Origin of the sequence: Streptomyces rectiverticillatus (genome assembly GCF_013394065.1) — a bacterium.
Lineage (GTDB): Bacteria > Actinomycetota > Actinomycetes > Streptomycetales > Streptomycetaceae > Streptomyces > Streptomyces rectiverticillatus.
On the sequence record NZ_CP040752.1, the window covers coordinates 3,390,863 to 3,407,200 of the forward strand.

17 protein-coding genes are annotated in these 16,338 nt (G+C 70.6%); 8 read left to right on the plus strand and 9 right to left on the minus strand.

The window, feature by feature from the left end; translation table 11 throughout:
• Positions 1-56: 56 nt before the first annotated feature.
• Together FGW37_RS14580 and FGW37_RS14585 are read left to right on the plus strand one after the other, a co-directional pair.
• The gene (locus FGW37_RS14580) at positions 57-362 is read left to right on the plus strand and encodes a PLD nuclease N-terminal domain-containing protein (RefSeq protein ID WP_179081450.1); all 306 of its coding nucleotides are present in this window, start codon (positions 57-59) and stop codon (positions 360-362) included.
• 318 nt (positions 363-680) lie between these two features.
• Positions 681-2,114 (plus strand): phosphocholine-specific phospholipase C, encoded by a 1,434-nt coding sequence (locus FGW37_RS14585; RefSeq protein ID WP_179081451.1) that lies wholly within the window; start codon positions 681-683, stop codon positions 2,112-2,114.
• A 28-nt stretch (positions 2,115-2,142) separates the two neighbouring features.
• Here the strand turns inward: FGW37_RS14585 and FGW37_RS14590 are convergent, their stop codons facing one another.
• The 8 genes from FGW37_RS14590 to hemL all read right to left on the minus strand — a co-directional run bounded on the left by FGW37_RS14590 (position 2,143) and on the right by hemL (position 10,780).
• The gene (locus FGW37_RS14590) at positions 2,143-2,703 is read right to left on the minus strand and encodes an SRPBCC domain-containing protein (protein WP_179081452.1); all 561 of its coding nucleotides are present in this window, start codon (positions 2,701-2,703) and stop codon (positions 2,143-2,145) included.
• A 96-nt stretch (positions 2,704-2,799) separates the two neighbouring features.
• Complete coding sequence (gene ccsB, locus FGW37_RS14595) at positions 2,800-3,948, minus strand: c-type cytochrome biogenesis protein CcsB (protein WP_179084700.1); 1,149 nt, start codon at positions 3,946-3,948, stop codon at positions 2,800-2,802.
• Positions 3,948-5,837, minus strand: coding sequence for a cytochrome c biogenesis protein ResB (gene resB, locus FGW37_RS14600; protein WP_179081453.1), 1,890 nt, complete (start codon positions 5,835-5,837; stop codon positions 3,948-3,950). The genes ccsB and resB overlap by 1 nt, the downstream gene beginning before the upstream one ends.
• Positions 5,838-5,841: 4 nt before the next feature.
• On the minus strand, positions 5,842-6,579 hold the full coding sequence (locus FGW37_RS14605) for a cytochrome c biogenesis CcdA family protein (protein WP_179084701.1): 738 nt from the start codon (positions 6,577-6,579) through the stop codon (positions 5,842-5,844).
• A 49-nt stretch (positions 6,580-6,628) separates the two neighbouring features.
• The gene (locus FGW37_RS14610; RefSeq protein WP_179081454.1) at positions 6,629-7,252 is read right to left on the minus strand and encodes a TlpA family protein disulfide reductase; all 624 of its coding nucleotides are present in this window, start codon (positions 7,250-7,252) and stop codon (positions 6,629-6,631) included.
• Positions 7,253-7,358: 106 nt separating this feature from the next.
• A complete protein-coding gene (locus FGW37_RS14615; RefSeq protein WP_179081455.1) occupies positions 7,359-8,567 on the minus strand; it encodes a polysaccharide deacetylase family protein in 1,209 nt (402 codons plus the stop codon).
• 177 nt (positions 8,568-8,744) lie between these two features.
• Positions 8,745-9,392 carry a histidine phosphatase family protein gene (locus FGW37_RS14620; protein ID WP_179084702.1) on the minus strand — a complete coding sequence of 216 codons (648 nt, stop codon included), beginning with the start codon at positions 9,390-9,392 and terminating at the stop codon, positions 8,745-8,747.
• Between the two features lie 53 nt (positions 9,393-9,445).
• On the minus strand, positions 9,446-10,780 hold the full coding sequence (gene hemL / locus FGW37_RS14625; RefSeq protein WP_179081456.1) for a glutamate-1-semialdehyde 2,1-aminomutase: 1,335 nt from the start codon (positions 10,778-10,780) through the stop codon (positions 9,446-9,448).
• Positions 10,781-10,909: 129 nt separating this feature from the next.
• On the opposite strand from hemL, the gene FGW37_RS14630 reads away from it, so the two are divergent.
• From FGW37_RS14630 to FGW37_RS14650, 5 genes are all read left to right on the plus strand, one after another.
• A complete protein-coding gene (locus tag FGW37_RS14630; protein WP_179081457.1) occupies positions 10,910-11,542 on the plus strand; it encodes a hypothetical protein in 633 nt (210 codons plus the stop codon).
• A 36-nt stretch (positions 11,543-11,578) separates the two neighbouring features.
• Positions 11,579-11,914: a YnfA family protein gene (locus FGW37_RS14635; protein ID WP_179081458.1), complete on the plus strand. Its 336-nt coding sequence runs from the start codon at positions 11,579-11,581 to the stop codon at positions 11,912-11,914.
• Between the two features lie 61 nt (positions 11,915-11,975).
• Positions 11,976-12,719 (plus strand): SDR family NAD(P)-dependent oxidoreductase, encoded by a 744-nt coding sequence (locus FGW37_RS14640; protein ID WP_179081459.1) that lies wholly within the window; start codon positions 11,976-11,978, stop codon positions 12,717-12,719.
• Positions 12,720-12,838: 119 nt separating this feature from the next.
• On the plus strand, positions 12,839-13,234 hold the full coding sequence (locus tag FGW37_RS14645) for a VOC family protein (RefSeq protein WP_179081460.1): 396 nt from the start codon (positions 12,839-12,841) through the stop codon (positions 13,232-13,234).
• Positions 13,235-13,325: 91 nt separating this feature from the next.
• Positions 13,326-14,111 (plus strand): SANT/Myb-like DNA-binding domain-containing protein, encoded by a 786-nt coding sequence (locus tag FGW37_RS14650; RefSeq protein ID WP_179081461.1) that lies wholly within the window; start codon positions 13,326-13,328, stop codon positions 14,109-14,111.
• A gap of 4 nt (positions 14,112-14,115) precedes the next feature.
• On the opposite strand, the gene FGW37_RS14655 is transcribed toward FGW37_RS14650, so the two are convergent.
• Complete coding sequence (locus tag FGW37_RS14655; RefSeq protein WP_179081462.1) at positions 14,116-15,309, minus strand: RtcB family protein; 1,194 nt, start codon at positions 15,307-15,309, stop codon at positions 14,116-14,118.
• Between the two features lie 163 nt (positions 15,310-15,472).
• Here FGW37_RS14655 and FGW37_RS14660 point away from each other — a divergent pair, with 163 nt between their 5' ends.
• Positions 15,473-16,327 (plus strand): hypothetical protein, encoded by an 855-nt coding sequence (locus FGW37_RS14660; RefSeq protein ID WP_179081463.1) that lies wholly within the window; start codon positions 15,473-15,475, stop codon positions 16,325-16,327.
• Positions 16,328-16,338: the final 11 nt, after the last annotated feature.

Sequence of the window (16,338 nt, forward strand, 5' to 3'; positions counted from 1 at the left end):
ACCGGTATCGGGGCCGCCGAGCGGCCCGTACCGCCGTCCCCGGGGAGCCGTCCGACATGCTCAGGTATCTGCCGTTCCTGCTGATCCTGGCGCTGTGGATCTACGCCTTCGTGGACTGCCTGAACACCCCGGAGAAAGAGGTCCGCGGCCTGCCGAAGATCGCCTGGGTGATCGTCATCCTGCTCTTCGGCGAGGTGCTGATCGGGCCGGTCGCCTGGCTGATCGCGGGGCGTCCGCGCGCCGCGGCCCGGCCGCGCGGCTACGGGCGGGGCGGTGAGCGGCAGTGGGTCGCGCCCGACGACAACCCCGAGTTCCTGAAGTCGCTCCGGCGTGACCAGGGCGACCCGCCGCCCGCGGCCTGAGCCTCTTCCTCCCCCCAGCTCCCCCCGGCTCCCCCCGGATCCGCACGCTGACGGCCGGTCGGACGATTCGCCCGACCGGCCGTCACCCGGTGTCACGGCAGTCACCCGCCGTACGGCGTAGCCGCCCATCGCCCGATCGGGTAATAAGAAAAGCCGATCCCGGCCGCCGTAGGCCGCCCTAGAGATCAACTCATCCCTCTTCACGGCCATTTGGCACCCCGTTCACGCACCCTCTCCTGCCTTTGACACACCCGTGCCGGGAGAGTCCGGCAGGCCACACTGAGGCCTCACGCGACTCCAGGGAGAGGGGCACACGCCATGCCCGACATGACCCGACGCAGACTCATCGGCTCCGCCGCGGGTGCCGTGGGCGGCGCCGCGGCACTGTCGCTGCTGCCGCCGAGCGTGCGGCGGGCGGTCGCCGCCGGACCGGCCCGGCGCGGCTCGTTGCGCGACATCGAGCACGTGGTCCTGCTCATGCAGGAGAACCGGTCCTTCGACCACTACTTCGGCACCCTCAAGGGCGTACGGGGCTTCGCCGACCCCGACGCCGTCAAGCTGCCCAGTGGCCGCGACGTCTTCCACCAGCCGGACGAGAAGAACCCGGCCGGCTACCTGCTGCCGTTCCGGCTCGACACGCAGAAGTCGAGCGCCCAGGCCATCCCGTCCACCAGCCACGCCTGGGCCGTCCAGCACGAGGCGTGGAACGGCGGGAAGATGGACCGCTGGATGCCGGCGCACCGCAAGGCCGACGGCGCGAACGGCCCGTACGTGATGGGCTACCACACGCGCGAGGACATCCCCTTCCAGTTCGCCCTCGCGGAGACCTTCACCCTCTGCGACAACTACTTCTGCTCGGTCCTCGGCCCCACCTGGCCCAACCGGCTCTACTGGATGACGGGCACCATCGACCCCGGCGCCACCCGCGGCGGCCCGGTCATCAACAACACGGCCCCCTCCCCCTACCGCTGGACCACCTACGCCGAGCGGCTGCAGGCGGCGGGCGTCAGCTGGCGTATCTACCAGGAGGAGGACAACTACGGCTGCAACCTCCTGGAGCAGTTCGCCCAGTTCAAGGACGCCAAGCCGGGCGATCCGCTGTACGAGCGGGGGATGCGCCGGCTGCCCGCGGGCACCTTCGAGGACGACGCCCGCAACGGCCGGCTGCCGGCCGTCTCCTGGATCATCCCGACCGCCGCGCAGTCCGAGCACCCGCGCTACCTGCCGGCGGCCGGCGCGGACTACGTGGCGAAGAAACTCGAGGCGATCGCCGACAACCCCGAGGTGTGGGCGAAGACGGCGTTCATCCTGAACTACGACGAGAACGACGGGCTCTTCGACCACGTGCCGCCGCCGGTCCCCCCGGAGGGCACGGCGGACGAGTTCGTGGGGAAGCTGCCGATCGGCGGCGGCTTCCGGGTGCCGTGCCTGATCGTCTCGCCGTGGACGGTGGGCGGCTGGGTGGCGGGCGACGCCTTCGACCACACCTCGGTGCTGCGCTTCCTGGAGGTGTGGACGGGGGTGCGGGAGCCGAACATCAGCGCCTGGCGCCGCCGCACCTTCGGCGACCTGACCTCGGCCTTCGGCTTCACGGACAAGGCCCCGCGGCCGCCGCGGCTGCCCGCGGACACCAAGGAGCAGCTCGACGAGGCCCGCTGGAAGGTCGCCCACCTGCCCAAGCCCACGCTGCCGGGCGCCCGCCAGCAGCCGCCGGAGCAGGAGAAGGGCAGCCGGCGCAGGCGACCGAACTGACCGGGTACGGCAGGCGCCCGGGCGGGCGTCAGCCGGTGCCGCCGCCCGGCGGCTCGCCCGGGTCGCCGGAGCCACGCAGCTCGTACTCCGCGCGCAGCTTCCGCCACCGGTCGAGGGTCCACCCCGACCAGTCCGCGGGCCGGCCCGCCAGGGCCTCCAGCAGGTACTCGAAATGGTGGTGCCAGCCTGCCAGGCAGTCCAGACGGACGGTGTCGGGGCCGGTGAACTCGTTGGTGAAGTGCAGCAGGGTGCCGCCGACGCTGGCGGGGGCGTCCTCCAGCTCGAAGCGGATCCGGCCGTGGATGTCGACGGTGTACTCGGCCAGCCGCTGCGGCTGCCAGGCGGTGACGCGGCCGGGGGCGACCGTGGAGTGCCCGGCCGCGTCCGTGTTCAGCCAGCGCAGGGTGATGGCCCCGCCCTCACGCTGTTCGAAGGGCTCGGCCGCGGCCAGCCAGGTCGGCAGGCCCTCCGGGGTGGCGATGGCCAGCCACACCTCGGCCCGGGGGAAGGGGAGCGACAGCTCGTAGCGCAGCAGGTGGCTGTCCTCGCCCCGGGGCTCGGACTTGCCGTAGAGGGAGGGGATCTCCATGGGTCCAGCTCTACCACCACGGCCCGCCTCCCGCGCTCCGGAGAGTGCGGGAAACGGGCCGTACGGGGGGCTGCTGTGCGGGATGCGGGTGACCGCTCAGACGCCGGCGTAGGAGTGCTTGCCGGTGACGAAGATGTTCACGCCGTAGTAGTTGAAGATGTAGCAGCCGAACGCGGCGAGCGCGATGTAGGCGGCCTTGCGGCCCTTCCAGCCGGCGGTCGCGCGGGCGTGCAGGTAGCAGGCGTAGGCGACCCAGGTGATGAAGGACCAGACCTCCTTGGGGTCCCAGCCCCAGTAGCGGCCCCAGGCGGCCTCGGCCCAGATGGCGCCCGCGACGATCGTGAAGGTCCACAGCGGGAAGACCGTCGCGTTGATGCGGTAGGCCAGCTTGTCGAGGGTGGCGGCCGAGGGCAGGCGCGACATGGGGTTGTCGGTGCGCAGCGCGAGCTTGGCCTTCAGGCGGGCGTACTTGCGGCCCTGCGGCAGCTCGGCGAGGTGGCTGCGCAGGCCGGCGCCGGTGCGGCCCTCGACCAGGCGGGCCTCGTAGCCGTCGCGGAAGAGGTAGAGCAGGGTCGAGCAGGCGCCGACCCACAGGGCCGCGCCGGAGAGGATCGCGCAGGAGACGTGGATCCACAGCCAGTACGAGTGCAGGGCCGGAACGAGCTGGTCGCTCTCGGTGTAGAGCACGGAGACGGCGAGGCCGAGGTCCAGGAGGATCGTGGTGGTCAGCGGCAGGCCGAGCCAGCGCACGTTCTTCTTGAAGGCCAGCAGGCCGAGGTAGACGCCGACGACCGTCATGCCGAAGGTCGTGGAGAACTCGTACATGTTGCCCCAGGGCGCCCGCTCCACGGACAGCGCCCGGGTGAGCACCGAGCCGGCGTGCAGCAGGAAGGACAGCACGGTCAGCGAGACGGCGATGCGGCCGTAGACGTCGCCCTTCTCGCTGGTGCCCGCGGCGCCCGGGCCGTCGGGCACGTCGCGGCTGCCGGCGGTGGAGCGGGTGACGACCTTGGGGCGCTCCAGGACGGCGGTGCCGCCGCCCTGCGCGCTCGCGGCGGCCGTGGTGCCCGCGGCGGCCGCCTCGGTGGTGATCGCGGCGGCGGTGCGGCCGACGGCGCTGCGGCTGCCGAACACCCACTCCGCGATGTGGGCGAGGAAGGCCAGGGTGTAGACGGCCATGGCCGAATAGATCAGCACATTGCTGATGTTGGCCAAGTTCTCGTTGGCTGCGGCAGCGATGGGGATCACGCGCGCGCTCCTTCGGATGCTGCGGAGGAATCCGCGGACTCGGCGGACTCCGCGGGGTCGGGGGCGTCCGTGGCGGTCACGGGCGGGGCGCCGGCCTGCAGGTCGGCGGCGAGGTCGGCGAGCTCCTCGGGAAGTTTCGCGGACTCGCTGCGGCCGAGGCCGGCCACCTCGACGACGGTGTGCCCGTCGGCTCCGCGGACGGCCCGCACCCACACGCGGCGGCGCTGGATGAACAGGGAGCCCGCCACGCCGACGAGGGCGGCGACCGCTCCGACGAGGGCGGTGGCGTTGCCCGGCTGCTGGGAGACCTGGAAGGTGGCCCAGGGCTTGATGCCGTCGAACTTCAGGGTGCCGCCGTCGGGCAGCGTCATGGTGTCGCCGACCTTGAGGGCCTGCGCGAAGGGGTTGCCGTCCTTGTCCTTGAACTGCTTCATCTTGGACACGTCGAGCTGGTAGACGTTCTGCGGCGTGCCGGCGTCGGTGCCCAGGCTGCCGTGGTAGGCGGTCAGGACGAGCCGCGGGTTGTCCAGGTCGGGGAACTGGGACAGCATCGTGCCGGTCTTCAGGTCCAGGGTGGGCACGAAGTTGCCCTTGAAGCCGATCTGGTCCTTCTTGCCGTCCTTGGTGCGGTAGTCGCCCACCTTCAGGACGGTCGACTCGGTGATGTTGTTGTCGATGGGCAGCGAGGGGATCCCGCCGCGGAAGGAGATGTCTCCCTGCCCGTCGCGGACGGTGACGACCGGGGCGTAGCCGTGGCCGATCAGGTAGACCTTGGAGCCGGAGGTCTGCAGCGGCTCGTTGACCTTGATCGTCGCCTTGCGCCCGGGGCCGTCGGAGCCCTCGTGGTAGGTGACGTGGGCCTCGTAGGTCCGCGGGGTGCCGCGCTGCGGGCCGGTGCGCTCGTAGCTGGCCTCGAAGCTGTCGAGGTAGAAGCTGAAGGGCTTGAGGTCGCCGGCCTCGAAGAGCGAGCCGGACTTGAAGTCGTCGTACTGGACGAGCGTGTTGGCGAACCCGTCGCCCTCGACGATCAGCTTCTGGCCCTCGGACTTCCACAGCTGCCCGGAGGCGAAGGCCACGAGCAGCACGATCAGCGCGATGTGGAAGACGAGGTTGCCGGCCTCGCGCAGGTAGCCCTTCTCGGAGGCCACCGCGTCGCCCGTCGCCTGGGTGCGAAAGCGCCGCTTCTTCAGCAGCTTGCGGGCCGCGGCCAGGACCTCCTCGGGCCCGGCGTCCGTGCGCCACGTGGTGTGGGCGGGCAGCCGCTTGAGGTTGCGCGGGGCGGCCGGCGGGCGGCCGCGCAGCTGGCCGACGAACTGCCAGGTGCGCGGGATGATGCAGCCGACCAGGGACGTGAACAGCAGGATGTAGATCGCGGAGAACCACACCGAGCTGTAGACGTGGAAGAGGCCGAGCTTGTCGTAGAGCGGCCCGAGCGTCTCGTGGCTCGTGCGCCACGCCTCGGCCTTGACCGCGTCCACGCTGGTCTGCGGGACGAGGGAGCCGGGGACGGTGGCCAGCGAGAGCAGGAAGAGCAGGATCAGGGCGACCCGCATGGAGGTCAGCTGCCGCCAGAACCAGCGGGCCCAGCCGGTCGCCTCACGGGCGGACCAGGCCGCTCCCCCGAGCACGCCGGGCTTGCGGACGCCGCCGAAGGAGCCGGGCACGGCCTGGCCGGCGCCGGCGTCCTCGCGGGGCGCCGTCGACATCGCGGAACCCGCGGACTCCATCCCTGCGGCGTCGGCCTCGGTCCCGGCCGTGCTCCCGGTCCCGGCCGTGCGCTCGGCCTCGGCCGTGGCCGAGGCGGCCCGGGCGGCCGGGATGTCCGTGGCGGCGCCGGAGCCGGGAGGCCGGCCGTCGGTGCCGGCGGAGCCGTTCGTGTTGCCCATCTGATCAGACCTCGGGGACGAAGGAGTTGGACCACGTCTGCAGTTCGCGGATGAGGCTGTCCCACACCCCCGTGACGAGGAGCACGCCGACCGCGACCAGCATCAGCCCGCCGGCGCGCATCACCCATGCATAGTGCCGCTTGACCCAGCCGAACGCGCCGAGCGCGCGCCGGAAGGCCACCGCGGTCAGGATGAACGGCAGGCCGAGGCCGAGGCAGTAGGCCACGGTCAGCAGCGCCCCGCGGCCGGCGCTGGCCTGGGTCGAGGAGAGGGAGAGGACGGAGGCGAGCGTGGGGCCGATGCACGGCGCCCAGCCGAGCCCGAAGAGCGCGCCCAGCAGCGGCGCCCCCACCAGGCCCATCGTGGGCCGGGTGTGGAAGCGGAATTCTCGCTGCCCGAATCGGCTGAGCAGCCCCATGAAGGCGAGGCCCATCGCGATCGTGAGGCACCCCATCACCTTGGTGATCGTCTCCTGGTGCACCAGGAGCGCCCGGCCGACCCAGCCGAAGAGGGTGCCCATGGAGACGAAGACGAAGGTGAAGCCGAGCACGAACAGGGTGGAACCGGCGATCATCCGCCCCTTGCGGGACTCGGCCAGGTCCGCTCCGCTGACGCCCGTCACGTACGACAGGTAGCCCGGGACGAGCGGCAGCACGCAGGGCGAGAAGAACGAGACCAGTCCACCGAGCAGGGCGACGGGCAGGGCCAGCAGCAGCGCCCCGGAGAGCACGGTCTGGTTCATCTCGCCGACGGCGACGGTGACGGCGGCGGAGGCGGTGGGGGTCACCGGGTCACTTCTCCGCGACCAGCGGGTCGAGCGTCTTGCGCAGCTCGTCCTCGGTCAGTGCCTTGATCGCGCGTGCGGCGATCTTGCCGTCGCGGTCGATGAAGACGGTGGAGGGGATGGACTGCGGGTTGAGGCTGCCGGCGGGGAAGCGCAGCAGCAGCTTGCCGGCGGAGTCGTAGAGGCTCGGGTACGGGACCTCGAACTCCTTCTCGAACTTGATCGCCGGTGCGGGGTCGGAGTCGCGGGTGTTGAGCCCGACGAACTGCACGCCCTTGTCCTTGTAGTCGTTGGCGACGTTGACGAGGTTCTTGGCCTCGGCCCGGCACGGGGCGCACCACGAACCCCAGACGTTAAGGACGACGATCTTGCCCTTGTAGTCCTCGGCGATGTCGAGCGCCTTGCCGTCCAGCGTCTTGCCGGAGAGGTCGGGTGCATCCTGCCGCCCGCTCTTGTCGCTGACGACGCTGACGCCGCCCGTGCCCTGCACGAACTGGGTCTGGCCGCCGCTCTTGGGGTTGTCACCCGAGCCGCAGGCGGTCAGGGACAGCGCCGCGGCGGCGGCGAGGATGGTCGGCATGGTGATACGCCGGCGTGGTCCGGGGCGTCGAAAGGCGCGGCAGGCACTCATGTGAAAAGTTTCGCATGGTCCGTTTAGGGATCTTCCGCGCCCCCCTGCAGGCCCTTCGCAGGGGTCCGGGCGGCCGTCCGGGAGCGGCTTGCGGCCGCCCGCCGGTTCAGTCCGCCGCCCGGGCGTGCCACTTCTCGCCGACGTCGAGCCGGCGCAGGCCGCGCAGGACGGCCGGGTCCTGGGCGTCCAGCCAGTCGACGAACTGCCGGAAGGAGACCAGGCGCACATCCTTGTGACGATCGTCGGCGATGCGTTTGAGAGCTTCCTCCACCGCATCCATATAAATGCCGCCGTTCCACTCCTCGAAGTGGTTGCCGATGAAGTACGGCGCGCGATTCGTCTCGTACGCCCGCTCGAATCCGGCGAGATAGGCGTCGGTCGCCTGCCGCCGCCAGTGGGGGTGATGCACCGAGGGGCCGCGCGTGGTGTTCTTCGACTGATTGGCGAGGATGTTGTAGTCCATCGACAGGACTTCGAACGAATGCCCGGGAAAGGGAATCTGCTGCAGCGGCAGATCCCACAGACCGTGTTTCTTCGACGGCCACACCTGCGTCCCGCCCGGCGAACTCGCGTCATAGCGCCAGCCCAGTTTCGCAGCGGTCGGCAGCAGATTCTCCTGCCCCAGCAGACACGGCGTCCGGGCGCCCACGAGCTCCTTGCGGTAATCGAACGGCAGCGGGTCCAGATCGGTGAACCCCGTGTTCGTCCGCCACTCCGTGACGAAGGAGACCGCCTGCTCGATCTCCGACTCCCAGTCGTCCCCGTCCCACTTCCCGACCGACCCCTCGCCCGAGCAGAAGTGGCCGTTGAAGTGCGTGCCGACCTCGTGCCCCTCCAGCCACGCCTCCCGCAGGTTCTCCAGCGTCGCCCGGACGTGCTCGTCCGTGAGATAGCCGATGTCGGAGGCGCCGACCGGGTTGTTGGGCGGCTTGTACAGCCGCTTCTTCGACTCCGGCAGCAGGTACACCCCGGAGAGGAAGAACGTCATCCGCGCCCCGTGGTTCTGCGCCAGCTTCCGGAACCGCGGGAAGAGACCGTTGCCGACCTCCCCCGCCCCGTCCCACGAGAAGATCACGAACTGCGGCGGCTTCTGTCCCGGCTCCAGCCGCTCCGGCTCCGGCGGCTGATGCGGCTGCGGCCCGGCGTCGGCCGTCGAGCCGTCACCGATCGGCTTCGCCTTCGCCCGCTCGACCGCCTTCGCCGCCTGACCGTGCCGCTCGGGAACCGCTTCCGCCGAGCAGCCGGCGACGCCGCCCAGCGCCGCGGCCGCTCCCATTCCCCATCCGAGGAGACCTCGCCGGCTGATGTCGCGCATGTCGACTCCGTCCGTACTCGCCGTGCCCCACGCCGTATGTCGTCCATATAAAACGACATTGCGTGAGAGGGCGCGTCGAGTACGACGGTTGCGCAGTTTCCCCCCTCTTCAGGGAGTTGCCCCGCATTTACGCAGTCGCCACGGCCCAATGGAGCAACCGCGGCCCCCGAACGGCCCTCAGGCGCCGAAGGCCTTGGCCCCGCCCTTCACCGGCTTGGCCCCCGCGAGAAGGTGCGCCGGCACCAGATCCCGGGCCGGTTCGCTGTAGCCGACCGAGACGATTTTGTCCCCCCTATAGGTGAACGTCGTCAGACTCGCCAGCGTGCACTCGCGCTTTCGCGGGTCGTGCCACAGCCGCCGCCGCTCCACGAAACTGCGCACGATCCAGATCGGCAGCTGATGGCTCACGCACACCGCCTCGTGGCCCCGCGCCGCATCCCGCGCCGCATCCAGCGCACCCATCATCCGCACGACCTGCTCCACGTAGGGCTCGCCCCACGACGGACGGAAAGGATTCGTCAGGTGCTTCCAGTTCGCCGGCTTCTTCAGCGCACCGTCGCCCACCCCGAACGTCTTGCCCTCGAAGACGTTCGCCGCCTCGATCAGCCGCTCGTCCGTCGCCAGGTCCAGACCGTGCGTCTTGGCGATCGGCGTCGCCGTCTCCTGCGCACGCTCCAGCGGCGAAGCCACCACATGGGTGACGTCCCGCCCCGCCAGGTGCTCGGCCACCCGGTCCGCCATCCGGCGGCCCAGGTCCGACAGGTGATAGCCCGCCCGGCGCCCGTAGAGCACGCCGTCGGGGTTGTGGACCTCGCCGTGGCGCATCAGGTGCACCACGGTGATCTCGTCCTGCTTCTTCTCCGCGTCGCTCGCCGAGCTCACTTGGCCCCCTCCTCGGTCGCCCCGGCAGCCGCCCGCGCCGCCGCCGGCAGCGCCGCCGCGATCCGCTCCACCGCCGCCGCGTCGTGCGCAGTCGACACGAACCACGACTCGAACGCCGACGGCGGCAGGTACACGCCCTGCGACAGCATCGAATGGAAGAAGGCGTTGAAACGGAACGACTCCTGCGCCTTCGCGTCGTCGTAGTTCCGCACCTCACGCCCCGTGAAGAACACCGAGAACATGTTGCTCGCCGTCTGCAGGCGGTGCGCCACGCCCTCCTTGCTCAGCGCCTCGCTCACCAGACCGCTGATCTCCGCGGACACCGCGTCGACCTTCTCGTACGCCGCGTCATCCAGCAGCCGCAACTGCGCCAGGCCCGCCGCCGTCGCCACCGGGTTACCCGAGAGCGTGCCCGCCTGGTACACCGGGCCCGCCGGAGCCAGGTGCGCCATCACATCGGCCCGGCCGCCGAACGCCGCCGCCGGGAAACCGCCGCCCATGACCTTGCCGAACGTCATCAGGTCCGGCTTCACGCCGTCGACGCCGTACCAGCCCGCCTTGCTCGTGCGGAAGCCCGTCATCACCTCGTCGGAGATGAACAGCGCACCGTTCTTCGCACACGCGTCCTTCAGCCCCTGGTTGAAGCCCGGCAGCGGCGGCACCACGCCCATGTTGCCCGGCGACGCCTCCGTGATCACACAGGCGATCTCCCCCGGGAACGCGTGGAACGCCTCGTGCACCGCCTCCAGGTCGTTGTACGGCAGCACGATGGTGTCCCCGGCCTGCGCGCCCGTGACCCCCGGCGTGTCCGGCAGCCCGAACGTCGCCACGCCCGAGCCCGCCGCCGCCAGCAGCGCGTCCACATGGCCGTGGTAGCAGCCCGCGAACTTGATCACCTTGGCCCGGCCGGTGAAACCGCGCGCCAGCCGGATCGCCGACATCGTCGCCTCGGTCCCCGACGACACCAGGCGCACCTGCTCCACGGGCTCGATGCGCGCGACGATCTCCTCGGCGAGCGCGACCTCCCCCTCACCCGGCGTACCGAACGACGTACCGCGGGCCACCGCCTCCTGGACGGCCCCGATCACCTCGGGGTGCGCGTGCCCGAGGATCATCGGACCCCACGAACACACGAGGTCGACGTACTCCCGGCCATCGGCATCGGTGAGGTACGGACCGGTACCGGACACCATGAACCGGGGCGTACCACCCACGGCACGGAACGCCCGGACCGGGGAGTTCACGCCGCCGGGCGTCACGACAGCGGCGCGGTCGAAGAGTGTCTGCGAGACTGGCGCATGCATGGGGTATGGGTAGCTCACGCTAGCCATGGTCTCAGAGCCTCGCGACGAGTCCGATCCGGGCGTTTCACATGCCCTTCACGGGGGAGGTCTCTGAGACGATGATCGGGTTGCGCGGCGGGGGCAGTGCTGCGTAGGAAAAAGCGGTCAGGTGGAGATATGCAGCGCGGTGGCGGAGTGGGTGAGGGCACCGGAGACCTGGGCCCCGAGCGCGCCCGGCAGTCCCGCAGGGGGCGCCACAGGGGCCGGCGCGACCGGCGCGAAGAAGACCTCGCGGGCCACACGGACGGCCTCGCGAGCGGCACGGACGGCCTCGCGGGCAGCAAGGCAGGCACGGGAAGCAGGAGTGGCCGAGTGGGGGTGACCTACAAGTACTTCGGGGCACCCAACAGCGCAGCCGCAGCCAACGTCCCCATCTCCATGCGCCCCGAGCAGCTCGGCGGCGACGAGCTCGGCATGGGCGGCATGTTCACCCGCATCAAGCCCGAAACCGTGGCCGCCATGGTGCTCACCGGCATCGAAGGCATACCCCTGCACAAGGTCCCCCCGCTCGAGCTGGTCGTCCTCCACCCCGACTACGCCGTCGTCAAGCTCCCCATGACCGTCGTCGACCCCCTGCGCGGCGTCGGCGAGGAATCCGTCGGCGCCGCCGCCTTCATCTGGTCCACCGTCCCCGACCGCGGCGGCCCCCGCGACGCCTTCGGCGTCTACCAGCTCCTGCGCGAATGGCAGGACTTCTCCCACCGCCTGCACGAGAACGGCCACCAGCCCTACTGCCTCGTCTGGCCGTAACCCCTCGCCCCACCCTCCCCGCCGTACGCTGCGACCATGCTCATCGCCCGCTCCATCGCCCTCTTCCTCCTCGCCGCACTCCTGGAGATCGGCGGCGCCTGGCTCGTCTGGCAGGGCGCGCGCGAGCACCGCGGCTGGGCCTGGATCGGCGCCGGCATCGTCGCCCTCGGCGCCTACGGCTTCGTCGCCACCCTCCAGCCCGACGCCCACTTCGGCCGCATCCTCGCCGCCTACGGCGGAGTCTTCGTCGCCGGCTCCCTCGCCTGGGGCATGGTCGCCGACGGCTACCGGCCCGACCGCTACGACGTCCTCGGCGCGCTCGTCTGCCTCATCGGCGTGGCGATCATCATGTACGTGCCCCGCAACCGCTGAATATCCTGCCCGGGGACCACCCACGCCACAACGGCCGCGCCGCGCCCCAGGAGGCATCACCATGAGCACCCGCACCGCCGTCATCACCGGCGCCAGCAGCGGCATCGGCGCCGCCACCGCCCGCCGGCTCGCCGCCGAGGGCTACCGCGTCGTCCTCGTCGCCCGCCGCGCCGACCGCATCACCGCCCTCGCCGACGAACTCCCCGGCGCCCGCGCCCACGCCCTCGACGTCACCGACCGCGCCGCCGTCGACGCCTTCGCCGCCGGCCTCGACCGCGTCGACGTCCTCATCAACAACGCCGGCGGCGCCCACGGCGCCGACCCCGTCGCCACCGCCGACCCCGCCGACTGGCGCACCATGTACGAGGTCAACGTCCTCGGCGTGCTCCATATGACCCAGGCCCTGCTCCCCGCCCTCACCGCGAGCGGCGACGGAACCGTCCTGATCCTCTCCTCCACCGCCGCCCTCGGCACCTACGAAGGCGGCAGCGGCTACGCCGCCGCCAAGCACGGCGCCCACGCCGTCGCCGAAACCCTCCGCCTGGAGCTGTGCGGACAGCCCGTCCGCGTCATCGAGATCGCCCCCGGCATGGTGCGCACCGACGAATTCGCCCTCACCCGCTTCCGCGGCGACCGCGCCAAGGCCGACGCCGTCTACGCGGGCGTCGCCGAACCGCTCACCGCCGAGGACGTCGCCGACACCATCGGCTGGGCCGTCACCCGGCCGCCGCACGTGAACGTCGACCTGCTCGTCGTCCGCCCCCGCGCCCAGGCCTCGAACTACAAGGTCCACCGCGAGGTCTGACCCCGGCCGGGACCACGGTCCCGGGACTCGCGACCGATGCGGAAACGATCACTCCCGGGCTACCGTCGTACGGACGGCCGCCCGCAGGACGGACAGCCCGCACCGAACAGGGGAACCCCATGCGCGTCACCGCCTTCGACCACCTCGTCCTCAACGTCTCCGACGCAGAGCGGTCCCTCGCCTTCTACACCGGCCCGCTCGGCCTCGACCCCGTCCGCGTGGACGAGTGGCGCGCAGGCCGGGCACCCTTCCCGTCGGTACGCGTCTCCCCCACCACGATCATCGACCTGGTGGAGCGCGAACACGGCGACGCAGCCGCCGCCAACGTCGACCACATCTGCCTCGTCGTCGACCCCCTGGACTGGCAGACCGTCATCGACTCGGGCACCTTCACCGTCGTCGACGGCCCCGGCAAGCGCTACGGCGCCCGCGGCGACGCCGAATCGATCTACGTCCTCGACCCGGACGGCAACACGGTCGAGCTGCGCTGGTACCCGCAGGACGTGCGCGCCTAGGGGCACTCCACATCCGCTTTGCGCTCGCCAGTTCGAGTGACGCCCTGCCGTTCCGGCCGACGGTCCGGTAGCGGCGTCGCACGATCGGCCCATGACCTTCATGGACCTCGAAGATCCTCGCTATGCCTACATGTTCGGCTTCTTGCAGGCTGACGGGCACATGCATGCAGACACCCGCCAAAGGGGATGTCTGTCCGTCGAGATCAGCTACCGCGACATCGGCATACTCCGGGCCTTCCAGAAACTCTGCCCGTACAACAGCGCCATCAGAGAGCGCACCCGAGCGACGAACTTCTCGGAGGACCACCGGTCCGCGATCTGGACCGTCCACTCGCTGGAAGTCAGAAACCGCCTCGTAGAACTCGGAATCCCTTACGGCAAGAAGTCCACGAAGATCACGCCGCCGCGCGTCCCGTTCTCCCGCCGGGACTACCTGCGCGGAATCATCGACGCCGACGGCTCGGTGGGCTTCACGAGCCAGGGCCTGCCGTTCGTCAGCCTCGCCACGACCAGCACCGCGATCGCCACCTACCTGTGCCACTACACCAACGTAACGCTCGACATCCAGCGGCTGACCAGCCGGAACGCTCGCGACGGCGCCTACAACGTCATGTACATGCGAGAGGCGGGTGCGGCTCTGGCGGACCATCTGTACCACCCGGATGGCCTTGCGCTCGAGCGCAAGCGCTCGGCCGCCGCCGAGGTGAGCACATGGGTCCGCCCCGCGCACATGAGCCCACCCCGACCGCGACGCAGCTGGACACAGGTGGAGGACCAGATCTTGCTGGCAGCCGTCAGCCTCGACGAGGCGGCGGAGCAATTGGGCAGATCGAAGAAGTCTTGCCAGCTACGCCGAATGCGCCTGCGACGGAAGTAGTCACTCAGCCCTTCACACAGACAACCTGCTTAAGCTTCGCCACGATCTCGACGAGATCCCGCTGCTGGTCCATGACCTGCTCGATCGGCTTGTACGCGGCCGGGATCTCGTCGACCACGCCGGAGTCCTTGCGGCACTCCACTCCGCGCGTCTGTTCTTCCAGGTCCCGCGCGGTGAACCGCTTCTTCGCAGCATTGCGGCTCATCCTCCGACCCGCGCCGTGGGAGGCGGAGTTGAAGGAGGCCTCGTTGCCCAGGCCACGGACGATGTACGAGCCGGTGCCCATGGAGCCCGGAATGATGCCGTACTCGCCGCCGCCCGCGCGGATCGCGCCCTTGCGGGTGACGAGCAGGTCCATGCCCTCGTAGCGCTCCTCGCTGACGTAGTTGTGGTGGCAGGAGATGACCTGGCCGAAGGTGACCTTGGCCTTCTTGAACTCCCGGCGAAGCACGTCCTGCGACAGCGCCATCATGATCTCGCGATTGTGCTTCGCGTACTCCTGCGCCCAGAACAGGTCGTGCCGGTAGGCCGCCATCTGCGGAGTGTCCGCGACGAAGACGGCGAGATCACGGTCGATCAGGCCCTGGTTGTGCGGCAGCTTCTGGGCCTGCCCGATGTGATAGTCGGCCAGCTCCTTGCCGATGTTGCGCGACCCCGAGTGCAACATAATCCAGACCGAATCGTCCGAATCAAGACAAAGCTCCCAAAAGTGGTTCCCGGAGCCAAGCGTTCCCATTTGCTGAGCAGCCCGCCCCCGGCGGAAATGGACCGCGTCCGCGACCCCGTCGAACCGCCCCCAGAAGTCATCCCATCCCGCCGTCGCGACCCCGTGCAGCCGCCCCGGGTCCACGGGATCGTCGTGCATCCCGCGGCCCACCGGAATGACCTCCTCGATCTTCGAGCGCAGCCGGGAGAGATCACCGGGCAGGTCGTTCGCCGTCAGTGACGTCTTCACCGCCGACATCCCGCAGCCGATGTCGACGCCGACCGCCGCCGGGCACACCGCGCCCCGCATGGCGATCACCGAGCCGACCGTGGCCCCCTTGCCGAAGTGGACGTCCGGCATGACCGCGAGTCCCTTGATCCATGGGAGGGTGGAGACGTTGCGCAGCTGCTGCATGGCAACGTCCTCGACCGTGGCCGGGTCGGTCCACATGCGGATCGGAACACGGGCGCCGGGCACCTCGGTGTAGGACATGGTTTTCCTCATAACCCCGTAAAAGCAAGATAACGCAAAAGCCGGACATATCTCATGATTCGCGACAGCGAACCGGCAGACGCGGCGGCACGTGCGGTAGACATACTGTCCAGCCGCCGCCTCCGCGGCAGCAACACGTTTTCGGTGGAAGGAGCCACGGACCGTGCAGCGAAGGGCTCACGCACCGGCCGCCGCACTGGCCGCCGCCGTGCTGGCCGCAGCGCTCACCGCCTGCAGCGGCGGGGCGGGCGCCGACGGCGGCGACGACTCCAAGCCCGGCCAGGCGGGCTCCACCGCGCCCGCCGCGCAGCCCGGCAAGTACCGCAGCCTCCCCGAGCCCTGCGGCTACGTGAACCGCGAGACGCTGCGCAGGCTCCTGCCCACTCCGGGTGACGACGAGGCCGACCGCGACACCCTCGCGAAGCTCTACAAGGGCCAGGCCGCCATCACCTACGACACCGACCGCCGCGTCGGCTGCCGCTGGAAGCTGGAGGCCCCGGAGGGCTCCCGGCACCTGACCGTCGACTTCGAGCGCGTCGTCTCGTACCAGCCGGGTGTCAGCGACGAGCAGCGGGCCGAGCAGCTCTACGCCCGCCGGGCGACCGCCGCGCACATCCCGGTCTCCTCCGGCTCGCCGTCCGCGCCCTCGTCTTCGGCCTCGCAGGGCGCGAGCTCGGGCCCGCACCCGCAGGGCGGTGCGCAGAGCGGCTCCCCGGCGCCCTCCGCGTCCCGGCCGGGCGCGCCTTCGGCCTCCGGTTCGCCGGCGGGCGGCGCCTCGCTGGCCCCGCGCGTCCTGGACGATCTGGGCGACGACGCCTTCATCGACGACAAGCTGATCACCGCCGGGTCGGGCGTGCACCGGGACATCAACATCGTCTTCCGGTCTGCGAACGTCATCGTGACCATCGCCTACGACCAGTGGTCGGCCGACAAGCAGCACGTCCCCGGGAGCGAGGACCTCCAGGGCAAGGCCCAGGCCCTGGCCCGGGAGCTCGACGCGGGGAACTTCAACAATTAGCCGGTGGGCAA

What these genes read in the sequence shown, in the direction of transcription:
- FGW37_RS14580 (WP_179081450.1), top strand. Translation starts at nt 57, where the DNA reads ATGCTCAGGTATCTGCCGTTCCTGCTGATCCTGGCGCTGTGGATCTAC.
- FGW37_RS14585 (WP_179081451.1), top strand. Translation starts at nt 681, where the DNA reads ATGCCCGACATGACCCGACGCAGACTCATCGGCTCCGCCGCGGGTGCC.
- FGW37_RS14590 (WP_179081452.1), bottom strand. Translation starts at nt 2,703, where the DNA reads ATGGAGATCCCCTCCCTCTACGGCAAGTCCGAGCCCCGGGGCGAGGAC.
- resB (WP_179081453.1), bottom strand. Translation starts at nt 5,837, where the DNA reads ATGGGCAACACGAACGGCTCCGCCGGCACCGACGGCCGGCCTCCCGGC.
- FGW37_RS14605 (WP_179084701.1), bottom strand. Translation starts at nt 6,579, where the DNA reads ATGAACCAGACCGTGCTCTCCGGGGCGCTGCTGCTGGCCCTGCCCGTC.
- FGW37_RS14610 (WP_179081454.1), bottom strand. Translation starts at nt 7,252, where the DNA reads ATGAGTGCCTGCCGCGCCTTTCGACGCCCCGGACCACGCCGGCGTATC.
- FGW37_RS14615 (WP_179081455.1), bottom strand. Translation starts at nt 8,567, where the DNA reads ATGCGCGACATCAGCCGGCGAGGTCTCCTCGGATGGGGAATGGGAGCG.
- FGW37_RS14620 (WP_179084702.1), bottom strand. Translation starts at nt 9,392, where the DNA reads ATGCGCCACGGCGAGGTCCACAACCCCGACGGCGTGCTCTACGGGCGC.
- hemL (WP_179081456.1), bottom strand. Translation starts at nt 10,780, where the DNA reads ATGGCTAGCGTGAGCTACCCATACCCCATGCATGCGCCAGTCTCGCAG.
- FGW37_RS14630 (WP_179081457.1), top strand. Translation starts at nt 10,910, where the DNA reads ATGCAGCGCGGTGGCGGAGTGGGTGAGGGCACCGGAGACCTGGGCCCC.
- FGW37_RS14635 (WP_179081458.1), top strand. Translation starts at nt 11,579, where the DNA reads ATGCTCATCGCCCGCTCCATCGCCCTCTTCCTCCTCGCCGCACTCCTG.
- FGW37_RS14640 (WP_179081459.1), top strand. Translation starts at nt 11,976, where the DNA reads ATGAGCACCCGCACCGCCGTCATCACCGGCGCCAGCAGCGGCATCGGC.
- FGW37_RS14645 (WP_179081460.1), top strand. Translation starts at nt 12,839, where the DNA reads ATGCGCGTCACCGCCTTCGACCACCTCGTCCTCAACGTCTCCGACGCA.
- FGW37_RS14650 (WP_179081461.1), top strand. Translation starts at nt 13,326, where the DNA reads ATGACCTTCATGGACCTCGAAGATCCTCGCTATGCCTACATGTTCGGC.
- FGW37_RS14655 (WP_179081462.1), bottom strand. Translation starts at nt 15,309, where the DNA reads ATGTCCTACACCGAGGTGCCCGGCGCCCGTGTTCCGATCCGCATGTGG.